The organism is Pseudomonas sp. GXZC, from assembly GCF_026967615.1.
Lineage (GTDB): Bacteria > Pseudomonadota > Gammaproteobacteria > Pseudomonadales > Pseudomonadaceae > Aquipseudomonas > Aquipseudomonas azotoformans_A.
Map to the genome: position 1 here is coordinate 5,460,151 of NZ_CP114115.1, position 18,190 is coordinate 5,478,340.

General features: G+C 59.8%; 19 protein-coding genes. 6 read left to right on the forward strand and 13 right to left on the reverse strand.

Features of this window, described 5'->3' with window-relative positions; translation table 11 throughout:
* Nucleotide 1 precedes the first annotated feature (1 nt).
* Nucleotides 2-895 (reverse strand): AraC family transcriptional regulator, encoded by an 894-nt coding sequence (locus tag OZ428_RS25735; RefSeq protein WP_177112191.1) that lies wholly within the window; start codon nucleotides 893-895, stop codon nucleotides 2-4.
* 182 nt (nucleotides 896-1,077) lie between these two features.
* Here OZ428_RS25735 and OZ428_RS25740 point away from each other — a divergent pair, with 182 nt between their 5' ends.
* Nucleotides 1,078-2,130 (forward strand): NAD(P)-dependent alcohol dehydrogenase, encoded by a 1,053-nt coding sequence (locus OZ428_RS25740; RefSeq protein WP_269131742.1) that lies wholly within the window; start codon nucleotides 1,078-1,080, stop codon nucleotides 2,128-2,130.
* Here the strand turns inward: OZ428_RS25740 and OZ428_RS25745 are convergent, their stop codons facing one another.
* The 6 genes from OZ428_RS25745 to OZ428_RS25770 form a co-directional block, all read right to left on the reverse strand.
* Complete coding sequence (locus OZ428_RS25745) at nucleotides 2,131-2,934, reverse strand: IclR family transcriptional regulator (protein ID WP_269131743.1); 804 nt, start codon at nucleotides 2,932-2,934, stop codon at nucleotides 2,131-2,133.
* Between the two features lie 46 nt (nucleotides 2,935-2,980).
* The gene (gene araH, locus OZ428_RS25750; RefSeq protein WP_038850349.1) at nucleotides 2,981-3,946 is read right to left on the reverse strand and encodes an L-arabinose ABC transporter permease AraH; all 966 of its coding nucleotides are present in this window, start codon (nucleotides 3,944-3,946) and stop codon (nucleotides 2,981-2,983) included.
* Between the two features lie 17 nt (nucleotides 3,947-3,963).
* The gene (gene araG / locus OZ428_RS25755; RefSeq protein ID WP_269131744.1) at nucleotides 3,964-5,463 is read right to left on the reverse strand and encodes an L-arabinose ABC transporter ATP-binding protein AraG; all 1,500 of its coding nucleotides are present in this window, start codon (nucleotides 5,461-5,463) and stop codon (nucleotides 3,964-3,966) included.
* A complete protein-coding gene (locus OZ428_RS25760) occupies nucleotides 5,460-6,440 on the reverse strand; it encodes a substrate-binding domain-containing protein (RefSeq protein ID WP_033901250.1) in 981 nt (326 codons plus the stop codon). Before OZ428_RS25760 ends, araG begins: the two co-directional genes overlap by 4 nt.
* Nucleotides 6,441-6,472: 32 nt before the next feature.
* Nucleotides 6,473-7,294, reverse strand: coding sequence for an SDR family oxidoreductase (locus OZ428_RS25765; protein ID WP_269131745.1), 822 nt, complete (start codon nucleotides 7,292-7,294; stop codon nucleotides 6,473-6,475).
* 157 nt (nucleotides 7,295-7,451) lie between these two features.
* Nucleotides 7,452-7,931: a GNAT family N-acetyltransferase gene (locus OZ428_RS25770; RefSeq protein ID WP_010208407.1), complete on the reverse strand. Its 480-nt coding sequence runs from the start codon at nucleotides 7,929-7,931 to the stop codon at nucleotides 7,452-7,454.
* Between the two features lie 184 nt (nucleotides 7,932-8,115).
* Here OZ428_RS25770 and OZ428_RS25775 point away from each other — a divergent pair, with 184 nt between their 5' ends.
* The 3 genes from OZ428_RS25775 to OZ428_RS25785 all read left to right on the forward strand — a co-directional run bounded on the left by OZ428_RS25775 (nucleotide 8,116) and on the right by OZ428_RS25785 (nucleotide 10,039).
* A complete protein-coding gene (locus tag OZ428_RS25775; protein ID WP_269131747.1) occupies nucleotides 8,116-9,306 on the forward strand; it encodes an MFS transporter in 1,191 nt (396 codons plus the stop codon).
* Between the two features lie 85 nt (nucleotides 9,307-9,391).
* A complete protein-coding gene (locus OZ428_RS25780) occupies nucleotides 9,392-9,724 on the forward strand; it encodes a hypothetical protein (RefSeq protein ID WP_095017287.1) in 333 nt (110 codons plus the stop codon).
* A 51-nt stretch (nucleotides 9,725-9,775) separates the two neighbouring features.
* Nucleotides 9,776-10,039 carry a hypothetical protein gene (locus OZ428_RS25785; protein ID WP_025854162.1) on the forward strand — a complete coding sequence of 88 codons (264 nt, stop codon included), beginning with the start codon at nucleotides 9,776-9,778 and terminating at the stop codon, nucleotides 10,037-10,039.
* Between the two features lie 153 nt (nucleotides 10,040-10,192).
* On the opposite strand, the gene OZ428_RS25790 is transcribed toward OZ428_RS25785, so the two are convergent.
* The gene (locus OZ428_RS25790; RefSeq protein ID WP_269131749.1) at nucleotides 10,193-10,474 is read right to left on the reverse strand and encodes a recombinase family protein; all 282 of its coding nucleotides are present in this window, start codon (nucleotides 10,472-10,474) and stop codon (nucleotides 10,193-10,195) included.
* Nucleotides 10,475-10,848: 374 nt separating this feature from the next.
* Between OZ428_RS25790 and OZ428_RS34525 the strand changes: the two genes are divergently transcribed.
* Complete coding sequence (locus tag OZ428_RS34525; RefSeq protein WP_330911112.1) at nucleotides 10,849-12,588, forward strand: S-type pyocin domain-containing protein; 1,740 nt, start codon at nucleotides 10,849-10,851, stop codon at nucleotides 12,586-12,588.
* Nucleotides 12,588-12,839 carry a bacteriocin immunity protein gene (locus tag OZ428_RS25800; protein WP_269131750.1) on the forward strand — a complete coding sequence of 84 codons (252 nt, stop codon included), beginning with the start codon at nucleotides 12,588-12,590 and terminating at the stop codon, nucleotides 12,837-12,839. Before OZ428_RS34525 ends, OZ428_RS25800 begins: the two co-directional genes overlap by 1 nt.
* Before the next feature lie 537 nt (nucleotides 12,840-13,376).
* On the opposite strand, the gene OZ428_RS25805 is transcribed toward OZ428_RS25800, so the two are convergent.
* The 5 genes from OZ428_RS25805 to OZ428_RS25825 all read right to left on the reverse strand — a co-directional run bounded on the left by OZ428_RS25805 (nucleotide 13,377) and on the right by OZ428_RS25825 (nucleotide 18,174).
* The gene (locus OZ428_RS25805; protein ID WP_269131751.1) at nucleotides 13,377-14,294 is read right to left on the reverse strand and encodes a PfkB family carbohydrate kinase; all 918 of its coding nucleotides are present in this window, start codon (nucleotides 14,292-14,294) and stop codon (nucleotides 13,377-13,379) included.
* The gene (locus OZ428_RS25810; protein WP_033901256.1) at nucleotides 14,287-15,753 is read right to left on the reverse strand and encodes a purine-cytosine permease family protein; all 1,467 of its coding nucleotides are present in this window, start codon (nucleotides 15,751-15,753) and stop codon (nucleotides 14,287-14,289) included. The genes OZ428_RS25805 and OZ428_RS25810 overlap by 8 nt, the downstream gene beginning before the upstream one ends.
* A 78-nt stretch (nucleotides 15,754-15,831) precedes the next feature.
* On the reverse strand, nucleotides 15,832-16,833 hold the full coding sequence (locus OZ428_RS25815) for an ADP-ribosylglycohydrolase family protein (protein WP_269131752.1): 1,002 nt from the start codon (nucleotides 16,831-16,833) through the stop codon (nucleotides 15,832-15,834).
* On the reverse strand, nucleotides 16,830-17,543 hold the full coding sequence (locus OZ428_RS25820; protein WP_033901258.1) for a GntR family transcriptional regulator: 714 nt from the start codon (nucleotides 17,541-17,543) through the stop codon (nucleotides 16,830-16,832). Before OZ428_RS25820 ends, OZ428_RS25815 begins: the two co-directional genes overlap by 4 nt.
* Before the next feature lie 70 nt (nucleotides 17,544-17,613).
* Nucleotides 17,614-18,174, reverse strand: coding sequence for a DUF1285 domain-containing protein (locus OZ428_RS25825; RefSeq protein WP_269131753.1), 561 nt, complete (start codon nucleotides 18,172-18,174; stop codon nucleotides 17,614-17,616).
* Nucleotides 18,175-18,190 lie beyond the last annotated feature (16 nt).

Below are 18,190 nucleotides of genomic sequence, written 5' to 3' on the forward strand. Positions count from 1 at the left end.
TTTATGCGGCGCGCTCTTCGCCGGGATTGCGCAGGAAGTAGCGTTTATATTCCCGGCTGAACTGCGACGTACTCTGATACCCCACGCTATGCGCCGCCTGCGCCACACCCATGCCATCCACCAGCAGCAGTTGCTGAGCCTTGAGGAGGCGCAGACGTTTCAGGTACTGCACCGGCGACAACAACGTACAGCGCTTGAAATGCTCATGAAACGTCGACGCACTCATGTGCGCGTACCCCGCCAGCGTCTCGATATTCAGCGGCTCGGCGTAATGGGCATGCAAGTGATTCAACGACGTGGCGATCCGCGAAAACTGCCCCTGCTGTTCCACCAACGCCCGCAACACATCCGCCTGCGGCCCGCGCAATGCGGTGAACAACACTTCCCTGACCCGCGCCGGGCCCATGATCCGGCTTTCCAGCGGATCGTGCAGGCATTGCAGTAAACGTTCGACGGCGCCGCGCATCGCGTCATCGAGCATTACCGAACTCATCGACTCCAGCGTCTGCGCCGTCGGTGGCGGCCCGGCCTGAATGCCCATGGCCATGACCAGCTCCCCCAGCACCACACGGTCAATGCCCACTGTGACGCCGTACAACGGCGCGTCGGACGCCATGGCAAATGTCTCGCATTCGAACGGCACCGGCATCGCCTGGATCAGGTAATGCCCGGCGCCATACTCCAGCGTACGCGGGCCCAGGTAGGCGACTTTGCTGCCCTGGGCCACGAACATCAGGCTGGGTTCGTAGATCTGCGGCCCACGCGCCACGTCGCAACTGGCGCGCAGCACTTGCACGCCAGGCAGGTTGGTCGGGGAAAAACCGTCGCAGGGCGTAAGCCCCTCAATCAAGGCCACCAGTGTGGCGTTGGCGTCGAGATGGCGGGTGAGCAGCATGGCAAAAAACTTCGCAAAAAGGGGATGAGAACATCATCGCAGGTCTGACGTCACAAGGATCCAAACACGGGGCACTCCCGGACGAATAGGCATGAGACTCGGAGCAATCGCCATGGCCGCTTCCCGGCCCGGCGCGGAGAATGCGCCGCCTCCCCAGTGATTGTTTTAGCGAGGTTTCCCTCATGTACACCGCCATCGGTTATGCCGCCCAGTCGGCCACCACTCCCCTCGCCCCCATGTCGTTCCAGCGCCGCAGCCCGCGCGCCGATGACGTGGCCATCGAGATCCTGTACTGCGGCGTCTGCCACTCCGACATCCACCAGGCGCGTAACGAGTGGGGCATCGCCGTGTACCCACTGATGCCCGGCCACGAGATCGTCGGCAAGGTCACCGCCATTGGCGCCAACGTCACCGCGCACAAAGTCGGTGACCTGGTGGGCGTGGGCTGCATGGTCGATTCGTGCCGTCACTGCGACGCGTGCCAAGCGGACCTGGAGCAATACTGCCTCGAAGGCCCGACCATGACCTACGCCACCCCAGACCGCGTCGACGGCAGCAACACCATGGGCGGCTACTCCGACAGCATCGTGGTCAGCGAACATTTCGTGGTGAAGATCCCGGCCAAGCTTGACCTGGCCAGCGCCGCGCCGATCCTCTGCGCAGGCATCACCACCTACTCGCCGCTCAAGCACTACGGCGTGAAGGCCGGCGATAAAGTCGGCGTGCTGGGCATGGGCGGCTTGGGCCATATGGGCATCAAGTTTGCCAAGGCCATGGGCGCGGAAGTGACCTTGTTCACCCGCTCGGCAAGCAAGGCCGAAGAAGGTCGTCGCCAGGGCGCCGATCATGTGATCGTGTCGACCGATGAAGCCCAGATGAAAGCCGCCGCCGGTAGCTTCGACTTCCTGCTGGACACCATCCCGGTGCAGCACGACCTGAACCCCTACCTCGACGTGCTGCGCTTTGACGGCGTGCATATCCTGGTCGGCCTGATCGAGCCGGTGGACCCGCCCGTCAACGCCGCCAAGCTGGTGCTGGGCCGCAAAGTGCTGGCCGGTTCGTTGATCGGTGGTATTGCCGAAACCCAGGAAGTCCTGGATTTCTGCGCCGAGCACGGCATCACCTGCGACATCGAAATGCTCGACATCCGCCACATCAACGAAGCCTACAGCCGCATGATCGCCGGCGATGTGAAGTACCGCTTTGTCATCGACATGGCGACGTTGAAGGCCTGATCAGGCCTTCGCGCCCAACTCCGCTGACAGCCGGGCTGCGACCTGTTTGAGCACAGGAATCAGCTCGGCCATTTTCTCCAGCGGCATGTAGGGCACGGTACTGGCGATGCTGATGCCGGCGACAATGCGCCGGCTGGCATCGCGCACCGGAGCGGCCACGCAACGGATCGACGGTTCGTTGTCTTCTAGGTCGAACGCATAACCGCCCACCACGTATTCATGCATGCGCTGCTCGAACTGTGCCCAGGACTGCTCCGGGTGCTGCGGCCATTGCAGGCTTTTCCCACCCGCCGGCAGGCTGACTTCGTACAGGCGCTGCCACTCTGCGACCGTGTCATCCAGCAGCAAGGCCTTGCCGATCCCGGTGCGTGCCAGCGGCATGCGATGGCCGACCCGTGAGCGCATTTCCGGACCATTACGGCCGGGGTTCTTGTGCAAGTACAACACGTCGTCGTATTCACGGATGGCCAGGTGGATGGTGTCGCCGGTCAGCGCCGACAATTCATCCAGATAGGGGATCGCCAGAGTCACCAGCGGCAGCTCTTCCCGCGCCTGGAAACCCAGCTCGATCAACTTCGGCCCCAGCAGGTAACCGACCTGTGGCACCACCCGCAGGTAACGCTCTTCCACCAGGCAACTGGCCAGGCGGTGGGTGGTGCTGCGGGTGGTGCCGATGCGCTTGGCGATCTCTTTCAGATCCCGCGCACCGGCCGCCACCGCTTGCACAACGCCCAGGCCACGCAGCAGGGTCTGGGTGCCGGTGGGGGCGGCGTCTTTGACGGGGGTGTGGGCGTTTTCCTGCATATCGGGCCTATGTGGTGGTACGAAAACGGCGAGCATTATGACCCAATCAGCGCTGCTTCATGCGGTCGATGATGACGGCCAGCAACAGGATCGAACCCCGGATCACATACTGGTAAAAGGTGTCGATGTTCTTCAGGTTCATCGCATTCTCGATGATCGCCAAAATCAGCACCCCGGCAATCACATGACGGATCATGCCGATGCCGCCGCTCAGCGACACGCCGCCCAAGACGCACGCCGAGATCACGGTCAGCTCAAAGCCCTGGCCAATCATCGGCTGGCCCGAGGTCATGCGCGAGGCGAGGATCACCCCAGCCAACGCACCGATCAAGCCGTGCACGGCAAAGATGATGATCTTGGTGCGATCAACATTTACGCCCGCCAGCAACGCCGCTTCCTGGTTACCGCCGATGGCCATGGTGTTGCGCCCGTAGGTGGTGTAGTTGAGCAACCAGCCAAAGAACACAAAGCACAGCACAGTGATGATGATCGGCACCGGCACGCCCATCAGTTGGCCATTGCCGAACACGAAGAAACCTTCGTCCATCACGCCGACGGCCTTGCCATTGGAGAAGATGTACGCCAGGCCGCGTACGATCTGCATGGTCGCCAAGGTCGCAATCAACGCGTTGATGCGCAGCTTGGCGATGACAATGCCGTTGATCAGCCCCACCACCAGGCCCATGGCCAACGCGGCGGACACGCCGAGCACCACGCTGTCGGTGTCGCGGATCACAATGCCCGCGACCACGCCAGCACAGGCGATCACCGAGCCCACCGACAAGTCGAAGTGCCCCGACGCCAGGCAGAACAGCATGGTGCACGCCGCAATGCCCACGGTGGAAATCGCCAGGCCCAACCCGCGCATGTTCAGCGGCGAAAGGAAGTTATCGATAAACAACGCACTGAGCACAAAGATGCCCAGAGCGGCGAGCAGCATCACCCAGTCATCGAGGAACTTGCGCTGGTTGAAACCCGGCCAGAAGCCCTTTGCAGTTTTTACCTCAGACATCATTCACCTCGAATTCTTCAAGCCCGCGAACGCGGGAGAGCCAGTTGCAACAGCCGAGCCTCGTCCGCTTGGTCGCGAGTCAGTTCGCCGGTCAGGGCGCCTTCGCTCATCACCAGGATGCGGTCGCTGATACCCATCACTTCCATCAAGTCGCTGGACACCACGATCACTGCAATGCCGCTGGCGGCCAGGTTGTGGATGATCTGGTAGATCTCCGACTTGGCGCCGATGTCGATGCCACGGGTCGGCTCGTCCAACAGCAGCACCTTCATCGGCATCGACAGCCAGCGACCGAGAATGGCCTTCTGCTGGTTGCCGCCGGAGAGGTACATGATTTTCTGTTCGGCGTTGGGCGTCTTGACCTTCATCGCCTTGATCTGCCGGTCGGCATTGGCCGTTTCCCAGCCGTCGCGCAGCAGCCAACCGAAGGTGGAATGGGCACCACGCGCGCTGATGTTGATGTTCTCGGCGACGCTGGACAGCGGAATGATGCCCTCCTTCTTGCGGTCTTCCGGGCACAGCAGCACACCGGCGGCGATGGCGTCGCGGGGTGAACGCAATTGCAATGTTTGCCCGCAGAGTTCGAGGCTGCCGGCGGTGCTGCGGGTCAACCCGCTGAGCAGCCGAAACAGCTCCGTGCGCCCTGCCCCGACCAATCCGAACAGGCCAAGAATCTCGCCTTTGTGGACGCTCAGGCTGACCGGTTCACGCAGGCCAGGGCCGAGCAAACCCTCGACTTTCAGCGCCACTTCGCCCTGTTCCCGTGGCCGGTAATCGTAGATGTCCTGGATATCGCGACCGACCATGCAGGTCACCAACTGGTCGTGAGTCAGCGCATTCATGTCATCGAAAGTGCGCACATAACGGCCGTCCTTGAACACCGTCACCGCGTTGCAGATGCGGAACACTTCTTCCATACGGTGCGACACATAGAGCACGACTTTGCCCTCATCGCGCAGGCGCGTGATGATCGCCATCAAGCGGTCGATCTCCCGCGCCGACAAGCTGCTGGTGGGTTCGTCGAAGGCAATCACATGGGCGCCACGGGATAACGCCTTGGCGATTTCCACCAGCTGGCGCTGACCGAGGGACAGGCGACCGAGCTTTTCGTCCGGGTCGATTTCATCCGCCAGGCCTTTGAGGCAGGCCAACGCTTGCTTGCGCAACTGGCTGCGGTTGACCACCCCGAAGCGCGTCGGCAAATGCCCAAGGAACAGGTTCTCGGCCACGGTCATTTCCGGCACCAGGTGCAGCTCCTGGTGGATGACTGCCACGCCGCTGGCAATGCTGTCGGCGGCGGACTTGAAGTCCATGGTCTGCTCGCCGATCTGCAGCGAACCACTGCTCGGCAAGTAAGCACCACCGAGGATCTTCAGCAGCGTCGACTTGCCCGCGCCGTTCTCGCCCATCAGCGCATGCACCTCGCGCGGCCGCGCTTCAAAGCTGATCTGCGCCAGGGCTTTCACACCGGGAAATTCCTTGCCGATGCCGTTGAAGCGCAGGGCCGCGCCGGTCATTTCCACAGCCCGATTTTGCTCAACTCTTCCTTGAAGTTGGCGCGAGTGATCAGGGTCACATTGTCCAACGCGGTGAACTTGGCAGGCTCGGTGCCCTTGGTGACCCACTCGAACATGGCGCTGGCGGTTTTGTAGCCGGAGGCGTCAGGGCTCAGCAGCATTGAGCCGTAAAAGCCGGTGTCGGTTTTCTTCAGCTCTTCAATCGCATCGGTGCCGTTGATGCCCACGCCGATCACGTTCGCCGCCTTGAAACCGGCGCTTTCGGTAGCGCGCACGCCGCCCAGTACGGTGCTGTCGTTCATGCCGCCAATGATCAGGTTTTTCGCGCCGCTGGGCAGTTTCACCAGGGCCGAGTTGGTGGCGTCCATGCTGCCGGGCACATCGAGGGTTTTCTGCGCGCTGAACAGGATGTGGTCGGCGGGCAAGCCGGCAGCCTTGAGGCCTTCGACCGAACCGTCGGTGCGTTTCTTGCCGGTTTCCAGCTCATCGAAGGTGTTGATGACGGCGTAGGTTTCTTTCCAATCCCAGTTGCGATGCTTGGCTTCGGCGGCCATGGCTTCGCCTTGTTTCTGGCCGATCTTGTAGGCATCCAGGCCGACGTAAGGCACGTCTTCCATGGGCTTGCCCTTGGCGTCGACGAAACGATCGTCCACCGCCAGCACCTTGAGGTTATTGAGCTTGGCCTTGGCCATGATCGCCGGGCCGAGGGACACGTCCGGTGGGCAGATCACGAAACCCTTGGCGCCATTGGCGGCCAGGGTATCGATGGCCGACAAGGTTTTTTCACCGTCCGGCACGGCAATCTTGATCACGGTGAAACCTTGGTCCTTGCCGGCTTTTTCGGCGAAGGCCCATTCGGTCTGGAACCAGGGTTCCTCCGCTTGCTTGACCAGGAAGCCGATCTTCACTTCCTCGGCGAGTGCCACGCTGCTGAACGCCATTGCCAGCGCCAGGGTGCCTAGAGTCTTCTTGAACATGGACCACCTCCTTCTTGTTATTGGAAAACGCTTTAGTCGTGGTACATCACAGAACGCCCGCCATCGATCATCAGGCAGGTTGCATTGATAAAAGGGGCCTCGTCAGTCGCCAGGAACAGTGCCGACATCGCCACCTCCACCGGCTGGCCGATGCGCTTGGGCGGGTGCAGGTCGAACGCGCGCTGACGCTCAGCGTGGGGGTCGGGGAACCCGTTCCAGTAGTCGACGTTGAGCTGGGTTTCGATGTAGCCCGGCGCGATGGCATTCACGCGGATGCCTTTGGGTGCGTATTCGATGCCGAGGGCGCGGGTCAGGCCGAGCAGGCCGTGCTTGGCCACGGGATAGGGAAAGCAGCCGGGGATGATGTGGCTGGAATGGGTGGACGCAATGTTGATGATGTTGCCGATGCCCTGCTCGATCATGTGCGGCAACACCGCGCGGCAGCCGAACCAGGCACCGTCGAGGTCGATGGCGAAGCAGCGGCGCCAGTCTTCGTCGGTCATTTCCAGCGGGTCGCGGAACACATTGACCCCGGCGCAGTTGACCAGCACATCCACCCGACCGAAGCGCTCGATGGCCAGGTTGACCAGCGCTTGCCATTGGTCTTTTGAGGTGATGTCGACGGCTTGCGCGTAGATCTCAGCGCCGCGTTCGCGCCAGTGGGCGGCGACCTTCTCGACTTTTTCGTCCTGGATATCCGCGATGATCAAGCGCGCCTGCTGGGCCTGAAAACACGCGACGATCGCCTCGCCAATGCCTTGGGCGGCACCGGTGATGATCACCACTTTGCCTTTGAGCCGTTCGCCGTAGGTGGGCTCGGGCACGGCGGGGAGTGACAAGGGTTGTGCCTGCATCGCTTCACCTGTTTTATTTTTGGTAGTGAGTGCTGATGCAGCCGACTATAAACCCATCATTTGAAATATCTCAATATATAAATTTGCATCCCACATAGTGAGCATAAAAATAAAAAAACCGGCGAATCGTCGCCGGTTATTTGTAGGGCCTTCTCCGTCAGCCGAGGGCGAAGTCGCGCAGTGCGTCGCCTTCCATGCGGTAGCGCACCCACTCTTCCTGGGGCTGGGCGCCGATGGATTTGTAGAAGGCAATCGCCGGTTCGTTCCAGTCCAGCACACTCCACTCGAAGCGCCCGCAACCGTTATCGAAGGCGATCTTCGCCAAGTGGCGCAGCAGCTTCTTGCCCGCTCCGCCACCGCGCTGTTCAGGGTTGATGTAAAGGTCTTCCAGGTACAGGCAGTTGCTGCCCAACCAGGTGGAATAGCTGAAGAAGAACACCGCAAAACCAATCGGCAAGCCGTCACGCAGGCAGATCAGGCCATGGGCGGTGGCGCCCTCGCTGAACAGGCTGCGCTCGATGTCCACCACACTAGCGATCACTTCGTGCCGGGCTTTTTCGTACTCAGCCAGCTCCGTGATGAAGGTCAGGATTTGCGCAGCATCGCTGGGCACGGCGGGGCGAATCTCGATGGTCATGGGCGAGCCTTGGCAATTTCAAAGCACACATACTAAGGCGCTTTCGTGACGGATTGCAGTGCAATTTCACGACGTGCCCTTACTCCGCCCCCAGGTAACGCTGGCACCAGCAACCCCACAACAATCGGCCAAGCGGTGCATGGTAAAACGTCCGGCATAACTCCAATGACTTGCAGGCCATCCCATGCATTCCAAATCTGCAGTGAGCACGCCGTTGTTCACCCTGTTTTGCCTTGCCAGTTTTCTATTGTCGCTGTCTTACGGCTCGACCTTTCTGTTGTCGTTGCTGATTCATACCCGCGGCGGCAACGAGCACGATGCAGGCAGTGTGATCTCCATGGCAATGCTCAGCACCTTTGTGGCCGTGGTGGTTTCCGGACATTTGGCCGATGCACTGGGCGCGGCACGGGCGATTGCGGGAATGGGCCTGCTGTTGGTGGTGGCGTGCCTGGGTTTTGCCCTGATGCCTGGGTTCGGCCAGGGCTTGATGGGGTTTGGCCTGGCGCTGGGCCTCGGTTGGGGGGTGTTCTATACCTTGGGGCCGATCATCGTGGCCCTGCTGGTAGAACCGCAACAGCGGGCGAAGTACTTTGCGTTGTTGTCCGGCAGCATGATGAGCGGGATCGGTGCCGGCCCCTTGCTCGGCCGCGCGGCGAGCGCGTTGGGGCTGCCGCTGACCAGCGCGTTCTACATCGCGGCCTGCGCCAGCCTTGTCGGTGTGGTGATGTTCTGGCGACTGGGTGCTCATCTCAAGCAAGACGCAGCAGTGGCAAAAATCTCCTGGCGTGCCGCCCGCCAGGTGCTGTCATCGAAGGCTGTGTTCGCAATCATCATGGTCGGCCTGGGCGGTTGTGTGTTCGGTGGGTTGTCTTCGTTTCAGACCAGCTATGCGGCGGCGCATTCGTTGGACTATTCGCTGTTCTTCCTGGGTTTCCTGAGCGCGGCGATTACCAGCCGTTTGTTGATTGCCGGATTTGTCGTCAAGCGTGATGCCTATCGCTCGGCGTGCGTACTGTCGGGGCTGATGCTGGTGTCGGTGTTGATGTTCGGCTTCACGGTGTCGGGGACCTTCAGCTACCTGCTCGCCGCCATCACCCTGGGCGTGGGTTATGGGCTGACGTACTCGGTGATCAACGGACTGGTGGCCAATGAAGCGCCCGTCGGCACCACGTCCCAGGCGTTGCTGCTGTTCAGCCTCGGATACTTCGTCGGGGTGTTCGGTTTCCCGCTGCTGGCCGGGCGGATCATCGTCGAATATGGCCTGCAATCGCTGCTGCTGAGTGTGACGGCAGTGGCGTTGATCAATTGGTTGATCAGCGTCGCCAGGCTGGTCTGGCGACGGGTCTCGGCACACAAAATCTTACAGGTGAGCTAAGACCGTTCGTCGCCACCCAGGCACGAACACCAAGGCCGGGCTGACCAATAGAGGGTAAGGACATTAATCATATGGAGACACCCTCATGAAAAATTCCAAGTTTGCTGCCCTCGCCCTCACGGGCCTGTTGTCCGCTGCGTCGCTGAGCGCCTTTGCTGCCAGCTCGACCACCGGGCCAACCGATCCAACGCCGAATGCCACCACTGAGTCGCAGAAATCCATGGGTACCGGCATGGACACCAATGGTGGCGCGGTCATTGAGCCTGGTGCTGACCCGCGCACCCAAGGCAACGATACCCAGCGTCAAGCGCCTGCTGCCGTCGGTAACGGCAAAATGGGCCCGGCGATCAACCAGCCCAACATCAACAAGGGCGATGATTCCAACGTCCCAGGCGCGCCGAAACAACCTGCGCCTTGATCCATCGAATGCAAGACGAACACCCGATCATTTCCCAGTGAAGAGGTACGCATGAACGTCGATAGAAACCTTGAGAAAGAAGTCCTCACCCGCCTGCTGCACGCTCATCCGCAAGGACTGGGCAAGGAGGTGCTGGATAACTACCGCGGCGAAAAAGAGGTGGCCAGTGTCTTGGCGTTCCTGCAGGACCGTGGGTTGATCAAGGATGGGCATGTGACCACTGACGCGGCCGGTGAGTACGCGTTGAATCTGCCGATCAAGCTGACGGCGTCCGGGGTGGATGAGGCGCGTAAGTTGGAATCTGAGACTAACTAGCAGCCGTTGCAAAACTCAATAATGTGGGAGCGGGCTTGCTCGCTCCCACAATTTTGTCCGCGTTTAGCGGGGTTTGGGGAGCAACGGAACAGAAAGTGCACTGAAGGCCAGTAACTGTCCTTGGTCGCTCGTGGCCTACAAAAGCCAAAACGCTCATTTCGCAGTAACTTCGTTCGTTTGGCGTGCGAGCGTCCGATAGGCGGTCGGTCTGGATATGGAAAACACCTCGGCCAGATCACTGATCGAGTACTCTCCAGAGTCGTGCATCCGACACAACTCTTTCTGCTGGCGATCCGTAAGCTTTGGCTTCTCACCGCGCAACTTACCGTTGGCCCGTGCGATGGCCATTCCCTCCCGCGTGCTTAGTCTGATGAGGTCCGACTCGAACTCGGCGAACGTGGCAAGAATGTTGAAGAACAGCTTGGGAAGGGTCATGGACGTTGGTCCCGATTTGCAGCCTCACGCAGCGGACTGCAAGCTCATCGCCAATCACACGCGCGTCAGGAACGGAGCGTGCAAGGCGGTCGAGTTTAGGGACAACCAGCGTCAATGCCGCCAGGGCCTGGTCGAGCCTTGGCCGTTCTCTTTAACCGTCGATCCTCTTTCGGAAAGGTACACAGCCTTTGAGTTATTGCCGCCCGTCTGAATTTATGCACAAATGCATATTTCGATTCTCTTTATAGCTGTATGAATATACAGTGTATGCGAGCTGCGCTTTTGCGCCCGACGCATTGCAACCCTCAATCGAAGGGCCAGCCAGCTCGTGTGATCAAGATATGAGTTTTAATCGGACGTTAAGGAGAACATCCATGAGTGAAACTGGTAATGAGCTTCAACTTGGCTTGACCGAAATCAGAGCCTATCAGGAACAGACCTACGGGACCGGCCCTGTCGGGGGCGGGGGATACAATGACATTTCTAAAGATCCGATACTGATTAAGATTACAGCGAATATAGGAAAAACCATCAGCGATGGATATAAACCACTGATCAATAAAGATGCCAGCGATCAGGAAACTGAGTATGCCGCAAAACGCCAGCTAATAGCTGCAGACCTTCAGAAAGAAGTTGAAGATGATAAGCGTGCCAGTGGCATCGGCCCAGGAGATCGTGTTGCCAATCTCACAAGCGAAATAACGACCGTCGACAAGATTATTTCACAAACTAATCAACAGATCGCTTCACTTCAACCGATTGCAGATAGCTTTTATAAGGGAAATTTTTTCGGTCAGCCCATCAACGCATTTATCAGGGAAGCTACCAAGCTTGAGCTGTACCATGAGTCAAACCGAAATTATACCTACGATAACTGGAGGAAATCGCTTCTATCAGCTTATCAACTTAAACGTCTCGCAGACGTAATTGAGTTGGCTACCAGGCAAAAAGCTTGGTTGACCCTTCAACTCGAAGAGGCGCGTATTACTGCCCAAGCTGCTGAAGCCGTTCGAGCCTCCAACAGGTTCCGCACACTAGGTCCAGCGTCAGCAACTGGCCCAGTTGTTATTACCGCAGCGGGTACCGTAAATGTTATTGAAGCGGCAGCAGTGACCTTGCAAGCGGCTATTCGCTCCGCAATTGCCGAACTGACCAGTTTGCTAGCCGGTACCGCCTCAGGTCTTTTGGTGGGTGTTTCTGCTCTGATCTATTCGCCAAAACTGGCTAATGGAGAACTACCTGAGCGTTATACGTTCAGCACGCCTCTGTCGGATCTTGAACCAGGGCAAAACCACGATTTGTCTGCCATTGCCTCTGCCGGCGGTACCGTTAATTTACCCGTCCGGCTTAACTCAAAAACAGCAGCAGATGGGCAGTCGGAAATCATCGTAGTTATGACTGATGGGACGACTATTCCTTCAAGCGTCAGGGTAGTGGTTGCTAACTACGATGCTGCGCAGAACGTTTATAGCGTAACGACAGGAGACACCCCGCCCAGGAACTTGACCTGGACGCCTATTTTCAACCCAGGGAACAACTCAACCACGTTGCCTGCTGAACAGCCTGCACTGCCGGTCTATACTGGCGCAACGGTAACGCCAGTTGAGGGCCGGATTGACACTTTCCCAGGAGTTGCGGATGCTGATTTCGATGACTTCATCACCGTATTCCCGGCAGACTCGGGGTTGCCTCCGATCTATGTGATGTTCCGGGATCGGCGTGAAGATCCCGGTGTGGTAAGTGGTGTAGGTCAACTCGTGTCGGGGATCTGGCTAGGGACTGCATCGCAAGGTGAAGGAGCGCCGATTCCGTCGCAAATTGCTGATCAGCTTCGGGGTAAGGAGTTCAAGAACTTCAGAGGGTTCCGAGAGGCGTTTTGGAAAGCTGTTGCGAATGAACCAGAACTCGCGAAACAATTTGATCCTGGTAGTGTCGCAGCCATGAAAAAGGGATATGCGCCATTCGTCCGAAAGATAGAGCGTGCGGGAGCACGTAAAAAATACGAACTGCACCATAAAAACTACATTTCCACAGGTGGAAATGTTTTTGACATTGAAAATGTTAACGTAATTACTCCAAAGCGACATATCGAAACTCATCAGGAGAATAAATAATGAGCACATCAATAAATGAAATGACAGAATCTGACTTTCTTTCATTTGTTAATAAATTATATAGCGCAGACTATCCATCTGAAGAAGCACATGATAATGCCGTAATGGAGTTTGAGGCAATTTCAGAGCACCCTGCTGGTTCAGATTTACTTTACTATCCTGAAGCCGGTAAAAGTGGTCCAGAGGCTGTAGTGGAAGAAGTGAAGGCTTGGCGAGCTGCTAACGGTAAGCCAGGCTTCAAAACCGTTTAATTAACGTGACCTTGCCCCGTCGCCAAACTCAAGGTGATGGGGTTTTTGCCATTTTTGCATGTCAATATTTATTGCCGATATATCAAAAAGCCGCCTTGGTTATGCCGTACAGCTGACCAGCCTGCGCTACCTTGGAGCATTCCCCGACGACTTTTCAGTACTTCCTCAAGATCAATTAAGCTCCGGCCCCCGTGATGGTCAGCGGCCCCTCTCTGGTCAGGGCACTGCGTCGGCTAGATGATGTACGAGGGTGGGGAGTCACGTTACCGACAGCAGCACATATCCCGCGTAGCCGAATAGCGGATGCGGATTATGGAAAACTCAATGGACTGGCTCGCCATTCGGTCAGGCTCGACCTGATATCCGTATCAATATGCTGGGACGTTACCCCTTTGCGGTACCGGATGAGGTCGCTCGGGGCGAGCTGAGGCCACTGCATAATCCAAACGACGATTGACCAGGTTATTCGGTAATCCGTTGTGGCTAGAAAGCTGCCAGCTTAAGTGCACTTTCTGTTCCATTGCTCCCCAACCCCCTTTAGCCAACTAGTAAAGCATCGACCTCGGCAGTGCCGGGTGAGGTTGCTGGCCCCCAGCGTGTCACCGCCAAAGCCGCTGCCGCATTGGCACGACGTGCCGCTTGAGCGGGTGCCAGGCCATCAGCCAACCCCGCAATAAACACCCCCGCATGGGCATCCCCCGCGCCATTGCTGTCCACCGCCTTTACCTTGAACCCCGGCACATGCTGCGCCTGGCCATTGCGGCTGACCCAGCAACCATTCGGTCCATCCCGCACCACCAGCAAGGCATCCACGGGCAGGTGACGATTGAGATCGACCAGCGCATCCGCCATCGTACCCGCCCCGGTAAAGGCCAAGGCCTCCGGGCCATTACTGGTCCAGATATCGATACGCGGCAGCAACGCCACCATCAGCGCGGAATCCGGCGCCTTGACCAACGGGCCCGGATCGAACACCACGGTGATCGCTCGCGGCAGCGCCAGCAGCCAGTCGAGCAATGCCTGCGCCTTGCCTTCCAGCAACAGGCTGTAGCCGCTGACATACACGTAATCGTCCGGTTGCGGGACCACGCGCGCCAGGTCCTCGGCACTCAAGTCACCTTCAGCGCCGAGATGGGAAATGAAGGTGCGCTCGGTGGTGGCTTCGGTCAGTGAGACACACAAACCCGTGTCTTTATCAGTGCTGGCCGCCTGGGCCATTTCGACCCCTTCGGCCTGCATCGCCGCACGGGCCAGGTCACCAAAGCGCCCATTGCCATGACGGCCGAGGTAAACCACCGACAACCCATTGCGCCGCGCGGCCGCCATCACATTGAAGCCACCCCCGGCTTCGAAGCTGGCCGATTGCGCCAGCACGTCGCCGCCAGTAGCGGGCAAGGTATCGAGGGCCATGACCAGATCGACGATGACTTGGCCTGTGTGCAGCAATCTAGACATTAGGACGCTCTACCAAAGCCGGGCGACGGTCAGCGGCGCCACCCAGTACTGCATAAATCCCGCCGGCCACCACGAAGGTGACGATCCAGCCCAGGCCGTTGTGGCCCAGCCAGGAGTCGGACAAAGGCCCGGCGAACCAGATATTTTCGGCGGTGGTGCCGATGGTGGTGAAGCTGAAGCCCAGTACGATCGCCACCGCCCAGGCGCCGAACGCACGCCACTCCACACCGCCGCGATACCAGTAGGCGCTGCTTGGGCTCACGTCCAGCAGGTCCTTGGGGCTGTAGTAGTGACGGTGGATCAGGTCAACCACGAAGATGCCGACCCACGCCGTAATCGGCACGGCCAGCAACGAGATGAAGGTGATGAACGGGCCGTAGAAGCTGTCGGCGATCAACATGAAGTAGATCGAGCCGGCGAAGATCGCCACGATGTCGACGATTACCGCATGCACGCGCTTGACCTTCAGCCCCAGCGTCAGCGTGGTCAGGCCCGCCGAGTACACCGACAGGTTGTTGGACAGCAGCAGGCCACCAAACGCGGTGATCAGGTACGGCACCGCCATCCAGGTCGGCAGCATGTCGCGGATCGCGACGATCGGGTCGGTGGCCGAGGCCAGGTCGTTGTTGCCCACCGACAGCAGGCCGCCGAGGGTGATCAGCAACACCAGCGGAATGCCCGCGCCAAACGCAGCCGAGGCCACCAGGCGCACAGCCGTGACGCTGCGATGTTGGTAGCGCGACATGTCGGCGCCGGCGTTCGCCCAACCGATACCCGTACCGGCAGCCATGGTACCGACACCGATGATCATCGCGCTCAACGGCGCCGGGGTCGCGTTGAACACCGCGCTCCAATCGATGGTGGCGCAGAGGAAGCCGCCCACCAGGATGTTCAAGGCGCCGAAGACGTAGGTGGCCCACTTCTGAATCACCAGCAACGTGGCGTGGCCCAGGCCGGAAACCGACAGGGTCAGCAACACGAAGATCGCGATAAAGATCAGGGTCAGCACCGGCGCGCTTTTCGCCTCGACCGGCGACCCGAACAGGATCGAGCACAACGACAGCAGCACAAAGGCGGCCGTGGTGGTGTTGACCGTTTCCCAGCCCAGGCGCGACATCAGCGACACCAGCGTCGGCCCGATATTGCCGCGCACACCGAAGATGGCGCGGGACAGCGTCAGGCTCGGCGCACGACCACGACGACCGGCGATGGAGATGATGCCCACCACCGCGAACGAACCGGCAGCGCCGAGGATCGCGACGATAATCGCCTGCCAGATCGCCAGGCCGCGAAACGCCACCAACGTGGCGCCGAGCGGCAAGCCGAGGATGCTGATGTTGGCGGCGAACCACACCCAGAACAGTTGCAGCGGGTGCCCGTTGCACTCGCCTTCAGGGACCGGTTCGATGCCGCGTGTTTCCAATTGCCCGGCACTTTGGCCGGAAGAGGTGCTGCTCATGAGGGGGTGCTCCTGGTGCCTGTATTGTTGTGGTTGTGGCAGGGGTACAAAGCGAATCGTGTTTCCGGTCGTCCTGACTCAGCGCATTTTCAACAGTTCTTGAACCAGCGGCTGCAACTCCAGGCCATTGACCTGCTTGACCTGTTCGATCATCGCCTCAGGCCAGCACTGCAGGCCCAGGCACGCGCCCAGCATGGCGCCGAGAATGGCGGCAATGGTGTCAGTGTCACCGCCAAGGCTGGCGGCCAGACACAGCGCTTCAAAGGCGTTCAACTCGCCCACCGCCACTTGCTGGGCCAGGGCGAACGAGACCACCACCGACTCCTGGGACGCGACGGAGGTGCCGATCAATTCGTACAGCAAGTCGGCGAACAGAGCTTTGTCGCCGCTGCCGACGCTCAGGGTGCGCGCCCAACTGATGCGCGTGGAAATACGCCCGCCGGCAATCCAGTGACCGTGCCCTTCCGCTTGCTGGGCAATCTGGGTGCCGATGTTCAGGGCTTCGCCCAGGTCCACACCGTTGATGCCGGCCGAGACCACCGCCGCCACCGCCGCCGCGCTGGAAATCCCCAGGGTGGTGTTATGGGTGACCTGGCAGGCCTGGATCACCGCCTGGACAAACCGCGCCGGGTCGCTGACATCGGTGGCGATCCCCACCGGAGTGATGCGCATCGCAGCGCCGTTGGTGGTGCCATAACGACCGGACTCTTCAGGAGTGTGACCGGCGAGAATCATGTCGATCGCACGCTTGGTGGACGGGCCGAGCAGATCCTGCGAGCCCTTGGCGCGCATCACCGCTTCCCAGTCGATCAAGCGCTGGGCGAGCACCGTCGGCTCGATCACGCCCTGCCCTTCCACCAGCAACTCGCCCACCAGAATCGCCTGCTCGGTGTCATCGGTGATGGAACCGGCGGGCATGTTCGGCGCAATCGGCTGGTCGGCGTCGGCGTCTTCCAGGCCAGTGATGGCACCGAAACGCGCGCGGACCTGCTCGCGGCTCAAGGACTGGGTCGGCATGCCCAGGGCATCGCCCAACGCCAAGCCGTAGAAAGCGCCCAGGGCGCGAGTGTGCGGGGTCATTTCGGGTTTCCAAACTGAAGGTGCAGGCGAAAGTGCAGCGGGTCGAGCAAGCTTTCGACATGCTCCATGAAACGCTCACGGCGGTCGTAGGTGGTCCGTGAGGCCTTGAGAAACACCGTGCCCGCAGGGCGGCCGAGCAGTTCGGCGTCTTCGTCGCTGAGGGGTTCGGCGCCGATCCATTGGTCACCTTCGGCGCCGACGTAACCGTAGGCAGCCAGGGTGATGGTCAGGGAATTATCGATCAGGCCGACTTTAGGCAGGCTTTCCAGGCCGCCGGACGCGGGCATCAACGAGCGTTCCAGCGAGACCGCCGTGCCGTCGGTGGTGCGGCGACGGCGATCAAGGGCAATGAATTGGTCACTGCCGAAACGGCTGAACAGGTCGGGACGGGTCACCGCTTCCAGGCGCAGGATGTCGGTGTTCACTCGCGCCCCTGTGTCAGCCAGGGCCTGGGCCCAACCGCTGCGTTGGTCGAGCACCATGCCGTCAAAGGTGACGATGGAGCCGACGCCGCTCTGGGTCGCGATGTAGTTACGTCGCTTCAGCTCGGCGAGGGCTTCGCGCAGGGTGCCACGGCTGACGGCAAACTCTTCAGCCAATTGATGCTCGCCCGGCAGCAGGAAACCGTCGGCCATCACCCCACCCTCGATACGGCGGATGAGCTCGTCGACGACGCGTTTTTTCTTATCAAATCGAACATGTCTAATCATGTACAAATTGATAACCGAAAGCGGTCGTTTGCAGCAAGCGAATTATTTCAGGGAGATGAAAAAACCGGCCTCAGGGTTCCAGGCCGATACGGAAAAACTCGCCGCCGCTCCAGACGCCCAGCCAGTTCTGACCGTTGATCGGACGGCTCACCGCCAGCTCCACCAATTGGTAGAACGCATTGCGATGCACCAGGGCTTCGAGGTTGGTGCGCACCCGCAGATAGGGCGCAGGTTCCTGGGTGATTGGGTCGATCACCACCCGCAAGGGGTGTTCAAGGCCCGCTTCGATCTGATCGTCCACGTTGGTGGTAAAGCGCAGCAACTGGCTTTCGCCCTGCCCTTCGACCTCCAGCGTTACCGCCACGAACGGCGCATCATCGACGCTGATGCCGACCTTTTCCACGGGAGTGACCAGGAAGTAATCATCGCCATCGCGACGGATGATGTTGGAGAAGAGTTTGACCATCGGCTTACGCCCGATCGGCGTGCCCTGGTAAAACCAGGTGCCATCGCGGGCAATGCGCATGTCGATGTTGCCGCAGAAGTCCGGGTTCCACAGATGTACCGGCGCCGGCCCCTTACCTTTGGGCAGTTGGGCCAACAGATCGTTGGCCTTGGCGGAATCGGTCATGGGGTTCTCCTGGTGC